Source organism: Vibrio navarrensis (genome assembly GCF_000764325.1).
Classification (GTDB): Bacteria; Pseudomonadota; Gammaproteobacteria; order Enterobacterales; family Vibrionaceae; genus Vibrio; species Vibrio navarrensis.
In genome coordinates this window covers 2,785,434-2,797,323 of the sequence record NZ_JMCG01000001.1, presented here as the reverse complement: position 1 = coordinate 2,797,323, position 11,890 = coordinate 2,785,434, and the positions used below count along the sequence as shown (strand labels likewise).

Annotated in this window: 11 protein-coding genes and 1 pseudogene; 4 read left to right on the top strand and 8 right to left on the bottom strand. The window is 45.3% G+C overall.

The features are described 5' to 3' along the window. Nucleotides 1–35: 35 nt before the first annotated feature. The 6 genes from EA26_RS12360 to EA26_RS12335 all read right to left on the bottom strand — a co-directional run bounded on the left by EA26_RS12360 (nucleotide 36) and on the right by EA26_RS12335 (nucleotide 5,608). Nucleotides 36–962 carry an ATP-grasp domain-containing protein gene (locus EA26_RS12360; protein WP_039427857.1) on the bottom strand — a complete coding sequence of 309 codons (927 nt, stop codon included), beginning with the start codon at nucleotides 960–962 and terminating at the stop codon, nucleotides 36–38. A gap of 18 nt (nucleotides 963–980) precedes the next feature. Continuing rightward, nucleotides 981–1,721 carry an SDR family NAD(P)-dependent oxidoreductase gene (locus EA26_RS12355; protein ID WP_039427854.1) on the bottom strand — a complete coding sequence of 247 codons (741 nt, stop codon included), beginning with the start codon at nucleotides 1,719–1,721 and terminating at the stop codon, nucleotides 981–983. A gap of 8 nt (nucleotides 1,722–1,729) precedes the next feature. Beyond that, nucleotides 1,730–2,902 (bottom strand): MFS transporter, encoded by a 1,173-nt coding sequence (locus EA26_RS12350; protein ID WP_039427851.1) that lies wholly within the window; start codon nucleotides 2,900–2,902, stop codon nucleotides 1,730–1,732. Nucleotides 2,903–2,990: 88 nt separating this feature from the next. After that, on the bottom strand, nucleotides 2,991–3,980 hold the full coding sequence (cysK, locus tag EA26_RS12345) for a cysteine synthase A (RefSeq protein WP_039427849.1): 990 nt from the start codon (nucleotides 3,978–3,980) through the stop codon (nucleotides 2,991–2,993). Nucleotides 3,981–3,992: 12 nt separating this feature from the next. Then, nucleotides 3,993–4,778: a YqcI/YcgG family protein gene (locus tag EA26_RS12340; protein WP_052079212.1), complete on the bottom strand. Its 786-nt coding sequence runs from the start codon at nucleotides 4,776–4,778 to the stop codon at nucleotides 3,993–3,995. Nucleotides 4,779–4,780: 2 nt separating this feature from the next. Continuing rightward, a complete protein-coding gene (locus EA26_RS12335) occupies nucleotides 4,781–5,608 on the bottom strand; it encodes an arginase family protein (RefSeq protein ID WP_039427846.1) in 828 nt (275 codons plus the stop codon). Between the two features lie 806 nt (nucleotides 5,609–6,414). Here EA26_RS12335 and EA26_RS22595 point away from each other — a divergent pair. Together EA26_RS22595 and EA26_RS12330 are read left to right on the top strand one after the other, a co-directional pair. Then, nucleotides 6,415–6,603 (top strand): annotated as a pseudogene (locus EA26_RS22595) (GntR family transcriptional regulator); the annotation flags it as partial. Nucleotides 6,604–6,657: 54 nt separating this feature from the next. After that, complete coding sequence (locus EA26_RS12330) at nucleotides 6,658–7,743, top strand: aminotransferase-like domain-containing protein (RefSeq protein ID WP_226978357.1); 1,086 nt, start codon at nucleotides 6,658–6,660, stop codon at nucleotides 7,741–7,743. 277 nt (nucleotides 7,744–8,020) lie between these two features. On the opposite strand, the gene EA26_RS12325 is transcribed toward EA26_RS12330, so the two are convergent. Further along, nucleotides 8,021–8,587 (bottom strand): helix-turn-helix domain-containing protein, encoded by a 567-nt coding sequence (locus EA26_RS12325; RefSeq protein ID WP_039427841.1) that lies wholly within the window; start codon nucleotides 8,585–8,587, stop codon nucleotides 8,021–8,023. 89 nt (nucleotides 8,588–8,676) lie between these two features. Between EA26_RS12325 and EA26_RS12320 the strand changes: the two genes are divergently transcribed. Both EA26_RS12320 and EA26_RS12315 read left to right on the top strand, forming a co-directional pair. Continuing rightward, a complete protein-coding gene (locus EA26_RS12320; protein ID WP_039427839.1) occupies nucleotides 8,677–9,867 on the top strand; it encodes a benzoate/H(+) symporter BenE family transporter in 1,191 nt (396 codons plus the stop codon). 260 nt (nucleotides 9,868–10,127) lie between these two features. After that, the gene (locus EA26_RS12315) at nucleotides 10,128–10,814 is read left to right on the top strand and encodes a hypothetical protein (RefSeq protein WP_319024169.1); all 687 of its coding nucleotides are present in this window, start codon (nucleotides 10,128–10,130) and stop codon (nucleotides 10,812–10,814) included. A 67-nt stretch (nucleotides 10,815–10,881) separates the two neighbouring features. Here the strand turns inward: EA26_RS12315 and proX are convergent, their stop codons facing one another. After that, complete coding sequence (gene proX, locus EA26_RS12310; RefSeq protein WP_039427835.1) at nucleotides 10,882–11,889, bottom strand: glycine betaine/L-proline ABC transporter substrate-binding protein ProX; 1,008 nt, start codon at nucleotides 11,887–11,889, stop codon at nucleotides 10,882–10,884. Nucleotide 11,890 lies beyond the last annotated feature (1 nt).

Here is an 11,890-nt window from a genome sequence, read left to right as displayed (position 1 = left end):
GTTCGATATCAGGGTTGTATTCAAACTACCAAATCTCAGCACACAACAACATCTTTTGACTGTACCCTCTCAATAATTGACCGCACAAAGAAATCCACGGATTTAGGCGTAAGTGGTAGGCTTAATGATGGCTCTGTGATCTCGAGTTCCAACAGCAGTGGCATACCGTTCTTATCTTCTATAAAATCTAGTCTCGCGTACAAAAGTGGTTTAGAAAGTTCAAGGTTGGTTTGTACTAGATCCAGTATACGCTTTGCCAACGCCTTCTCTTCACTGTTCGCATCCTTTAGCGTGCGAAATTCCATGTCAGGTGTTTTGGTCTCCCCACGTTCCGCCAGTAATGGCTCTTTCTTAATCGTATGTGAATACGTGTTGTCAAAGTAAATTATGTTTGTTTCACCATGCTTCTCAATTGTGTTGAGATAGGGTTGAAAAATGACGCTCTTGCCCAACTGTAACAGGTAGCGCACATGCTGAGTTATTTTGTCTGAATCGTCGATTGAAAGACGAACGACACCAAATGAATAGGCGCCAACTGTTGGCTTAATCACGACTTCGTTTATTTCCCATTCGCTCTCTTTAAGACTGGCAAGCGCTGCTTGAATCTCTGTTTCTGAATAAATGATTTCAGTCGGGACAATGGGGATCCCTTGTTTCTCCAGTAGTTTCAAGTAACTTTTGTCTGAGTTCCATTCGATGACTGATAGAGGATTAAGCAACACAGAACTCTGTTCAACCTTTTGGCAAAACTCAATGAATGGTTTTATTTTCTCCATATAGGTCCATGGAGAGCGCAGTACAACCAGGTCATATATTGACAAATCCGGATTGGCGTCATCCCAGAAGATGACATCAGCTTCCACGTTAGTGCGCTTAAAAGCGTCGATTATTAGTGGCATATCATAGTCGACGGATAAGCTATCGCTATCCGATACCAATGCGACTTTCTTTGTATCGAGCATTTCACAATTCCTTTTTTGCTACCAGGGAAGGACAGATCCCATATGAATAAACTGACCACTGACTGAGTTGTCCGTATCAAGTGCCACTTGTATTGCTGTGAGGGAACCTTCTTTGGGGGTCAACATCCCGTCCCCATCATTTAAGTCGGTTTTCGTATAACCTGGGTGGATGCTATTGACCGTAATTGAGGTATCTCGAAGCTCATAGGCAAGATGAGCAGTCCAAGAGTTGAGCGCAGCTTTTGAGGCACTGTACGCAGGGAGTGATTTAAACGTATCCGTGTAGGTATATGAGGTGGTGTCACTGTGTAACGTCACTGAACCCAACAAACTGGAAATGTTGAGTATTTTGCCTTTTGTCGAACGCTTAAGTAATGGTAAGAAACGGCAAGTTACGTTTACCGTACCAAACAAGTTGGTGTCGAACGTTTCCAGCCATTTGGTGAGTGGTTGCTCAGATGGAGATTTGCCGTACTCTTCAACCCTAATTGCTGCATTATTAATAAGTATGTCGATTTTACCGAACAAGTTTTCAACAACACGAACAGCTTCTTGGATAGAGTCGTCACAGGTAATATCCATTGGTAAGCAAAATGCTTCGATTCCTTGGACGCTCAATGTAGAAACCGCTTCGTTAATCGCTGTAGCGTTTCTACCAGAAAGCAGTACCGTGTGACCTTGCTTGCCAAGTGCAGTTGCAATTTCAAAACCGATCCCTTTGTTTGCTCCAGTGATCAGCGAAATCTGTAAATCTGTCATATATCCCCCTAGCTCTCAACTTTCACAAAGTGAGTTTGTTTCTTCGCTTCGAGCAGTTTGCCGGCGCCAATAATGGAACACAGAGTCAGTAGAAGTGTTATGAAACTGAGTATTGCCACCCAGTTACCAAAGCGTTGTGCTATAAAACCAGATGTAATGACAGGTATCGAGAACCCAATATACGAATAGATGTACATGCCAGCCGTAGATCTTGCTTTATCGATGTTACGGTTACTGGTAAATTGAAACAGACCTGCCATGTACGTGAAACCATAACTTGAGAGGCTAGTACACCCGGCTCCAAGAAGAATGATTGTGATGGATTCACGATAGTAACCAAGCGCTATGAGGCTAAATCCCAACACCGTCAAGAAGCATCCCAGCAGTAGACTTAGGTTTGAAGACAAGCGCTTGGCAATGTGTTGAGTCAGAAAGCCGGTGCAAATAGAAAGGAAAACCATTAACCCAGTCCACTCGCTAAAACCTACCTCATTGAGTAGTATTGGGACAATGGCGATGACCATGCCGGTAGTTGCCCAAGCCATCATCATGCCTAGACCATACGACCAAGTATTGGAGGGAAAGCAAGGCAATGTGATTAGATTGAGGTTTGGTTGGATAGATTGATTGGTCGGCAAACGAACAAGCAATAGCACCAACAGCGGTACGAGCAGAAATAAGCTTAGATAACTGTATGGCAGCACGGTCATACCTGCTACATTCAAACTCGCACTTGTGGCAAGAGCTCCGCTACCAAAACCTAAAGATGTCGATGCTGCCACCAGCAATGTCCCAAATTTTAGCTCTCTCTCTTCAATTAGGTCATAGATGTACGCTGAAACAGATGTCGTGGTTAGGGCAGTAGCAACCCCCAGTAATAATCTTGCCACAAACAAAGATGTCCAATTGGGCTGAATAACGAGCAGTGTCGTTGCGCCGGCACTCAACAAAAGTGCGATGAATATGGGCGGTTTTCTACCCACTTTATTTGAAATCCCCCCCAGCATTAATAAGGTAGGTAATAGCCCTAACACATAGGCTGCAAAGGCGACGGTTACCGCCGCGGTGCCCATGTTACTGTTTTGGGCATACACTCCATAAAGTGGAGCTTGTAAGTTTACAGAGTAAGTCACGCAGAACATGACCAACGCCAAAACACTTAATGAAATTTGCTTTTTCATACGATGCTTCCTTTCATGGATAATTCTTGTTGATTGGTCATACATCTCACGTGCAGTATCAACATACTTTCAGTTCTTAGAGGGAGAGCTAGGCGTCACATTCAGCCTTGACTGACTCTTCACACCAAGTCTTAATAAAAGGATCCGTTTCTTCATTGCCAAGTTGATCAAACAACTCGGTAGACAAATATCGTTCTCCTGTATCTGGCGCCATCGCCAATATTACGCTTCCTTTAGGGGCTGATTTCGCTACTTCTAACGCGGTTGCGACCGTCGCTCCGGCAGAGATGCCAACAAGGATCCCTTCGTAACGAGCAAGAGCACGTGCAGTGGTGATTCCTAAGTTTCCATCGATGGTGACCAAGCTATCCACCACATCCTTATCTAATACGCTCGGTATGAAATCTGGGGTCCAGCCTTGCACGGGGTGCACGGTCCATTCATTCTTCGCGAGGATACGAGCTCCTTGAGGCTCAGGGACAACAATTTCTACCCCTGGTCGTGCCACCTTCATCATCTGTCCGATACCGGTGAGAGTTCCGCTTGTCCCAAAGCCTGTGACAAAGTAATCTAAACGCTTACCAGCAAAGTCACTGAGTATCTCAGATGCTGTGGTCTCGCGGTGATACGCAGGGTTCGCAGGGTTATCGAACTGACGGGGTCTGAACCATCCATGCTTAGCGGCAAGATGGTCGGCAATTCGATTACCGCCGCTACTCCCTTGCTCGCTTGGGAATAGGATAACTTCACCACCGTACGCGCGAATCAGTTTCCTGCGTTCTAGCGAATAACCATCGCCCATAACGGCCACAAATTTGTATCCTCGTGCAGCAGCAACCATGGCGAAGGCAATGCCAACATTCCCTGACGTGCATTCGATAATTGTGTCACCTTTCTTGAGCAAACCTTTGGCTTCAGCGTCTAAGACGATCGAGAGTGCAAGCCTGTCTTTTACTGATCCAGCTGGGTTAAAAGACTCAACTTTTACATAAACCTCGACTCCCTTTGGAGCAAGATGATTGAGTTTGACAATTGGAGTACGCCCCACGGTTTCTGTTATTGAGTTATATAAAGGCATTTACGTTCTCTCTTATTTTGTATTTGATTTGAAGGGACACTGGCTTGGTCGTTTGACACTTGCTTCTTGCAACTGATACTGACGCCATTCAAGATTTTGTTCTTCGCCATAAAAGCCTAACTCCGTGGGCATTACTCCGTCGTTGTAGGTTTTGACACGATTTCGAATGCGCTCGCGAGCCTGCCTTCCACCTTTTGTTTCTCCATTAGCGACTATGTCAAAGATTTCTCTGGCGTTAATGACAAAGTTAAGTCGTGAGCCGAGATTTCGATTTTTAAGCTCTTTATGCTTATCCGAGCTCATGTTGATGAATAGTTCGATACCGTTAAAGCAATATGTCCATTCAGCGGCTTCGGGGTCGGTAGGTACATTCCCAGGCCATTGAGCGATGTCGTGCTCATGTGTCCAATTTAAGATGTCCCAACCAAGTTCGTGTGGTTCCATTGACGATGAAAGATCAGGAGAAATGAAGACCACTAATGGTGAGAACATGCGCTTGCTCACTGGGGTAGCGTTAACCATGTCTGTATAGGCAATCATGCCATGCAAAAACTGGTAGTAACCGTTGCGATCGTCTGGCTCACAAAACAGCACGTGAATTGTCTTAGCGCTCCACGCCCTGCGGCTAAACAGGCAAGGAAATTCAGGTGCGCTGACTCTCGCACTGAATTCTTCCCATGCCTCTCTCTTCCAGTTAGATAACGTATGTAGTTTTGGCAACAACTCCTCGTGTGTATACAACGTTTTATGTTGAGCGTTAGGCACGAGTGGAGCGGGTCTCGTTTCGATGATTTCCATGATTACAGACTCTTATTTTGTTTGAATAGGGCATCCACGGTCTTAAGGATAAGATCTAGTCCTTCCATGTTAGCGACTGACGAATGGCTATCCGCACAAAACTCAGCAAGTTCTAACCCCATGATTTGATTGCTTGGAAGTGACTCGAATAGTTCCAACAATTGGGCGATTTTTAATCCGCCTTCAACTTTGAAGTCAGCGGAAATCTGCCCTGGGTCCATAACGTCCCAATCCACGTGAACCCAGACTTTAGAATCTCCAATGAAGCGCATGACAGATTCCGGTGTCAGAGTCGAAGGAGGAAAGTGAATGACACCTGCGTTGTTCACGTTATTCAGTTCTTTTTCATCAATGTCATGCACGCCAATTAGACCAACATTATTGGGTTTGACGCCAGAACCTAAGCCGCTCTCCCAAAGACCACATGTAGCAGCCAGTACCATCCCGCCAAGGTAGCCTGTTTCGGTCGTATCTGGTGTATTAAAGTCACTGTGTGCATCAATCCACAGAACCTTTATATCAGGAAAAGTCGCAGCGACGACTGGGAGTGTTGCTAAGCTTGCCGAGCAGGTATTTGAAGCAAAGATGACAGGGTGCTTACCGTTGGCAAGCAATCGCGAGGTTTCAGTCTGTAACAAATCGAGGTGTTTTTTAGCTTCTGGGAGTGCCAGACTCCAATCATCCGATTTTGCAGGTGATCGCTGCCCTACGTAATTGGGTGTGAGGTCATAATGTAGAGCCAGTTTGTCTGCCGTAAGTTTTGCGCCCTCCAGCATACGATCTGATCTGTCTGCGACACGCCCTTGAGAGCATAGAATTTGAAAAGGCATTTAAAAGACTTCCATACCATTTAAAAAGGAAATCGATTTATAACCCAGATTAAGTAGACATAAAATACATGATAAATATTGTTATTTTTATCATTATAAGAATATGCATCCTTAATAATCCTGATAATAAGAATCATGTGAAATAATTTATATTTTTCTTTCGTAGAATATATTCCCTTTATCACATTAGTATGAAATAAAAATCCAAATGCATACTTGTGATATTACTCCCAAAATTGAGAGTAAAATAAAATAATCATCAAAAACAAATGCTTATGTTGTTAATTCCTATCGAGCTTTTATGGCTTTAAGTAACTTTGACTTGAGTTTTTATATAATAAAAATCAAGTTCTTTAAAATTATTGTATCTATTACAATTATTAAATAAATAAAAATAGCAAATAAAGTGATGTTTAAATGAATAAAAATTGTATCTATTACAATATTTAAAATGATTAGGTCTTATTAATTTTTGTACTTTAATCGTTAGCGATTCATTTATGACGGTGAACTCAAACGAGTCCAACTGCATCATACTGAGTGAAGGCTTAGCCTAATGCTCCATTTTTCAAACAGGGATATACGTGACACGATGCTGTTGCACTTAGCCTACTGGTTGAATCACAAAATCATTATCATCTGAGAAAAACAATATTAAATTAGACGTTTATTGGGCAGGACAACCTATGCGTCAAGCGATGAGTTTCCGTTGTTAAATACTTGTATCAAGAATGGTTATCTTGTAAAAATACAGAGTGTGTAAGTAATTTCATGTCTTAAAAATCATAAGGTTATGAGGTCTATTAGTGAAGGCGAGATACAAGAATATTGTCGATAGATACGCGGAGGCGATTAGATCTGGACGGTTATACGCAGGTACGAAGTTGCCAACACATCGAAAACTCTCCACAGAAGAATCGATCTCGTTAGCAACGGCTACAAGGGTCTATGCTGAGTTGGAGGCGATGGGGCTCGTCAGAGGGGAGACTGGAAGAGGCACATTTGTCAGAGACATTAGCTTACCGACAAACCATGGCATGGACCAACAAATGATAGCCTCTGACGTAGTGGATTTGAACTTCAACTATCCAGCCTTACCTGAGCAAGGCGAATTGTTGCGGAATGCGCTACGCGCTTTGTCATTATCGGGCGGGATCGATGCTCATCTCCTTTACTCACCACATGCTGGTTCGACGAGTGACCGCGAGATCTTTGCGCTCCATTTCTCAAAGCATGGTATGAGCTTTAGTGCAGATGAATTGCTCATCGTTAACGGTGCGCAGCACGGTTTAATGGTTGCAGTAATGGGTTTGTTACAGCCGGGAGATGTGGTTGCAGTAGATGCGCTTACTTATCCTGGGTTTAAAGCGCTAGCCCAACTCTATCATATTGAGTTGGTCCCTGTTCCGTTTGATTCTGATGGGCCTGACTTACGTGTACTTCGACATTTGTGCGCACAAAGAAAAATCAAAGCTGTGTATACGATGCCAACTTTGCACAACCCGCTGGGCTGGGTCTTGAGTGAGCTACAGCGCATAGAGATAGCAGAAATTGCTCGTCTCTATGACTTTCTAGTTATTGAAGATACCGCTTATGGTTATTTGGTCGACAACCCTCCATTACCGATTTATCGCCATGCACCAGAAAGAACGGTGCTAATCACTGGCTTTTCAAAGAATGTTGCAACGGGACTACGTGTCGGTGTTGTCATAGCGCCACAAACACTAAGACCAGCTCTAGAAAGAGCAATCCGGGCGACAACGTGGAATACACCATCGTTATTGACTGCCATAGTCAGAAATTGGGTGGAAGAGGGAGTGGTTAAACAGTTAGAGGAAAAGAAAAGAGCAGATGCTGGAATGCGCCAACGTCTAGCGAGGGAGATTTTAAGTCCGCTCGACTACATTAGTCATCCTGCATCTTATTTTATTTGGCTCCCTTTAGCTGAGGGGGTTCGGTCAGACCATGTGACAACGTCTCTTATTAAACATAATATTTTGGTCTCTACCGCTGATCCATTTTGCGTGACTAAAGTCGTTCCTCATGCACTCAGAATTGCGCTCGGTTCAGTTAGTCCATCAGCTTTGCGTGCAGCATTACAGACTGTAAAGGACTGCATTATTGGTAGCTATTGATTTGTACTAGTAAGATTGGACTCTTCACTAAGCAACTTTCAATAGCTGTAGTTATTCATGAGTCGCTAAATTAGTAAAGTCACTGGCTTACTTTTGTCCAAATTCCTGTTAGTAGAAGCGATACTAATCGCCGCCCAACCAACGAAGAGTTCGCGATTGTCCGGTAATCGGCTGAGTTACTGTAATTTTATCGAGTTTAACATCAGGGAAAGAGATGCGAGCCCCGTGCTCGCTTTTTCTCTAGTTGATCAGGATATCTGCTCAACGCGGTTGCGGCTTATAGCTTTCTTCCCGAGTAGTGAATAATGTCGTGGAACACGGCATTCGTCTCTCCTATGTTTTTGTAGCCATGAGCTTGGTTGGCATTAAAGCGCACTGCTTGGCCCGGGCGCAATGTGTGCCATTCGCCATCAAACAGGACCGCCATTTCGCCAGCAATACATAGAATGTGCTCGGTCACACCAAGATTGTGCGGTTCAGATTCGTGCTGATAGTTGGGCGCTAAGGTGAGCTCGAATACCTCGAACCCCAGCGCTGGCTCAAACGGGAACAACAAGCTGACAAAGAAGCCAGCATTGTACTCCTCACGCCTTAGCTCGTTTGCATCTCTGAAAAGATTGGTAAGTTCATGGTTCGAACTCACGGAGATAAAACTGGAAAACGACACATCAAATCCTGAGGCGATTTGCCACAGTTTCGCGACGGTCGGGCTCGATTCACCGCGTTCTATTTGCCCAAGCATGGCTTTACTCACGCCAGTTGCTTGCGCGGCTTTGTCTAAACTCCAACCTTTTTCTTGCCGAAGGCGTTTTAAGTTATCGCCGACTTTGATTTCTGTTTGCATATTTTTTCAACAAACCCCTTGTGCGTTATAACGCACAAATGCTAGATTAAATTTTACGGACGTTATAACGCACATTAAGGTGAATTAACATGACTAAGCTAAAACTTTCTCACATCAGCACCGGCTTTATCGCCGTTTTTATTGGCTACGCAAGTGCGGCCGCGATAATTTTTCAAGCCGCGACCAGTGCTGGCGGGAATGAAGCGCAAATTGCTTCTTGGTTTTGGGCGCTGGGGATAGGTATGGGAACCACTACGATTTTGCTCTCATGGTTCTACAAGAAACCAATCGTCACCGCGTGGTCCACACCGGGCGCAGCATTGTTAATTACCTCCCTTGACGGGTTGACCATGAATCAGGCCGTCGCCGCGTTTTTATTCAGCTCTCTGCTGATTACCTTAGTTGGCTTGGCTGGGATAGTTGAAAAAGTACTAAAGCAAATCCCAACCGCCATCGCAGCGGCGATGTTGGCCGGAATATTATTGCAATTTGGCTTGGGCTTGTTTGAATCGCTCATGGGAGAAGGACAAATTGTCTTGGTGATGTTAGCGATGTTTATTGTGGCAAGAACTTGGCTAGGAAACTTACTGGTCCCGAGTATTTTTCTCGTCGCGCTGGGGCTCTGTGTCGCTATGGGAAAACTCGATGTTAGTGAGGTCACGCTGGGGTTGACCACTCCGACCTTCATGGCTCCGGATTTTGATTTCTTCTCGTTGGTCAGTGTTGGAATCCCTTTGTTTATTGTCACTATGGCCTCGCAAAACTTGCCGGGATTTGCGGTATTAAAAGCCAATGGCTACCAAGTCGAGTCCTCCAAAATCATCACGACGACAGGTTTGGCCGGGCTGTTATTGGCTCCGTTTGGTGGTTTTGCTTTTAATTTGGCCGCCATCACAGGCGCAATTTGTATGGGGCCAAATGCGGATGAAAACCCGAAAACACGTTATATGGCGGGGATTTCGATGGGTGTATTTTATCTTTTAGCGGGCATTTTGGGCATGTCATTTGTTTCCATTTTTAGCGCCGTCCCTGCCGCGGTGGTGATTGCGATTGCAGGGCTAGCGGTGATGCCCACCTTAATGAACTGCTTATCGGTATCGATGACCGATAGCCACTGCCGAGAGCCTGCACTGTTTACGTTTCTGTTCACCGCATCTGGCATCAATTTACTCGGGATAGGCAGCGCTTTCTGGGGCGTATGTCTGGGGCTGATTTGCTACTGGCTATACAATTACAAAGCGAGCATGGCGAGGGCGAGTGACACATCATCAACCCAATAGGTTTAATCCGTTGATGTTCGAGTATTCCTATCAACTCAATTGTGGTTAAACAGGGCTGCTATTGCAGGCGAGAAGACCTTACCGCTATGGGTCTGACTTAACGGGTTGTTAAGCACTACCAAGGCTCGCTAGAGGCTTTTACTGTTATGTGTGTCTATTTGCACGGCATGCTTGCTTTGAAAGTCTCGGTATTGGGTGTATAGAAGAGGCAGTTTCGAGTCTAAGATCAAGATAAATAGGAAAAACCTATGCTGTATAGAGTGTTAATCATCGCCTTTGCCTCTTTGTTAACTGCGTGCGCATCACAAATCACCATCATTCCAGATGAACATAAAATTTTGCTGACCGAGGATACTTTGGTTTACGAGGGGATGATCACCGGAGATGCTGTCCTTGAGGCGATCCGCCTAGTGCGAACCGACGGACGCCAGATTAAAAAGTTAAGGATCACCAGCGAGGGTGGTGAAATGGGTTCTGGCATCGAGTTTGGCTATTTCGTTCATGAACTGAATTTGGATGTGGAAGTGAGTCAGCTCTGTTTTTCCGCCTGTGCAAACTACATTCTGCCCGCAGCCAATCATGTGTTGATCAAGAAAGATGCCATGCTCGGTTGGCATGGCGGGGCGAAGCAAGACGACGAAATTTGGCGTCACTCAGTTCCTGCGAGTCGGTGGGAAGAGTTTTCCGGCTATTTGAACCGTTTGAGATTAAAAGAAACGGCTTTTTTTGAGTTAATAGGCGTTGATCAAAATATCACGATTTATGGGCAGACTATTCCCAACAATTGTCAGTTCAGCCAAAAGACGCAAGGATGGATATATAGCTTATCTGACATGCGAAAAATGGGAATAAAGCACATTGAGATGCAAGGGGATGAGTTGACCACGTCGACAACCTATAAAGACTCCGAAATAAGCACGTGTTTATTGCCGGATATTTTTAAATAGAGCAAGTGATTGCCAATAAAAGTAGCCGCAAAATGCGGCTACTTTGTGAGGCGAAAAAGACTCTCTACTACATTGCCGCTTTTTTCGCCGCTTCAATCCAAGCATCAAATTGCTTTTGGTGCGCTTTTATCCAGCCATCGACATGCGCTTCAATGTCGGCAGAACGGTTTTTGCCTTGGCTCATCATCATATTTTGCGCGTTCACATCGTTGATGTTCACTTGCATGATGGCAAACAACTTCGCCGCCGCTGGGTTTTGCTCAGCAAACGCTTTATTGGCAACGATGCGCATGCTGTTCATCTCAAAGCCGTAGTTTTTGCCATTTGGCAACGTGGTATCGACATCTTTTCGCTCACCTGGCAGCGCCGAGAAAGGCACTTCAAGCCAGACGACGTCTTTACCGGGAACCAAAACGCCGCTCACCCAATACGGTGTCCAAGTGTAGTAAAGAATGGGCGAGCCTTGCTTATAGCGGGAAATGGTATCGGCGATGATGGCGGCGTAGTTGCCTTGATTATGCGAAACGGTATCGCGCAGGCCGTAAGCACTGAGCTGCGCCTCGATAACCCCTTCACAGCCCCAGCCCGGATTACACCCGGTTAGATCGGCCTTACCATCGTCGTTCGCATCAAATAGGCGAGCGATTTTCGGATCTTTCAATTGGCTAATGTTGCTGATGTTGTATTTATCCGCTGTGGCTTTATTAATCAAATAGCCTTGCGCCGCGCCGCTGATGTATTGGCCTTGGCGATAGAAAACCTTATCTCCTCCGGCCATGGCGTATTTGTCACTGTGCAACGGAAACCAGCCAACCGCGAGGAAGGTGGCATCGCCTTTGGCGATCGAGGTGTAGGCGACGTTGTAATCGACTTCTTTGGTTGGTAACACATCGTAACCGAGCGCTTCAAGGGCACGGTTGACGATCAAGGTTTGAAAGGTCTCTTCCGCAACAGTGGATTGAACCGGCTGTACGGTTATCCCCGCACCGGGCAGTTTTTCTGCCCACGCGCTGCTGGTCACAGCCAGTGACGTGAGAGCAGTAACGGTGAGGGTTTTCTTCCATGAGCGATGCATA

What these genes read in the sequence shown, in the direction of transcription:
- cysK (WP_039427849.1), bottom strand. Translation starts at nt 3,980, where the DNA reads ATGCCTTTATATAACTCAATAACAGAAACCGTGGGGCGTACTCCAATT.
- EA26_RS12355 (WP_039427854.1), bottom strand. Translation starts at nt 1,721, where the DNA reads ATGACAGATTTACAGATTTCGCTGATCACTGGAGCAAACAAAGGGATC.
- EA26_RS12350 (WP_039427851.1), bottom strand. Translation starts at nt 2,902, where the DNA reads ATGAAAAAGCAAATTTCATTAAGTGTTTTGGCGTTGGTCATGTTCTGC.
- proX (WP_039427835.1), bottom strand. Translation starts at nt 11,889, where the DNA reads ATGCATCGCTCATGGAAGAAAACCCTCACCGTTACTGCTCTCACGTCA.
- EA26_RS12335 (WP_039427846.1), bottom strand. Translation starts at nt 5,608, where the DNA reads ATGCCTTTTCAAATTCTATGCTCTCAAGGGCGTGTCGCAGACAGATCA.
- EA26_RS12360 (WP_039427857.1), bottom strand. Translation starts at nt 962, where the DNA reads ATGCTCGATACAAAGAAAGTCGCATTGGTATCGGATAGCGATAGCTTA.
- EA26_RS12325 (WP_039427841.1), bottom strand. Translation starts at nt 8,587, where the DNA reads ATGCAAACAGAAATCAAAGTCGGCGATAACTTAAAACGCCTTCGGCAA.
- EA26_RS12340 (WP_052079212.1), bottom strand. Translation starts at nt 4,778, where the DNA reads ATGGAAATCATCGAAACGAGACCCGCTCCACTCGTGCCTAACGCTCAA.
- EA26_RS12330 (WP_226978357.1), top strand. Translation starts at nt 6,658, where the DNA reads ATGATAGCCTCTGACGTAGTGGATTTGAACTTCAACTATCCAGCCTTA.
- EA26_RS12320 (WP_039427839.1), top strand. Translation starts at nt 8,677, where the DNA reads ATGACTAAGCTAAAACTTTCTCACATCAGCACCGGCTTTATCGCCGTT.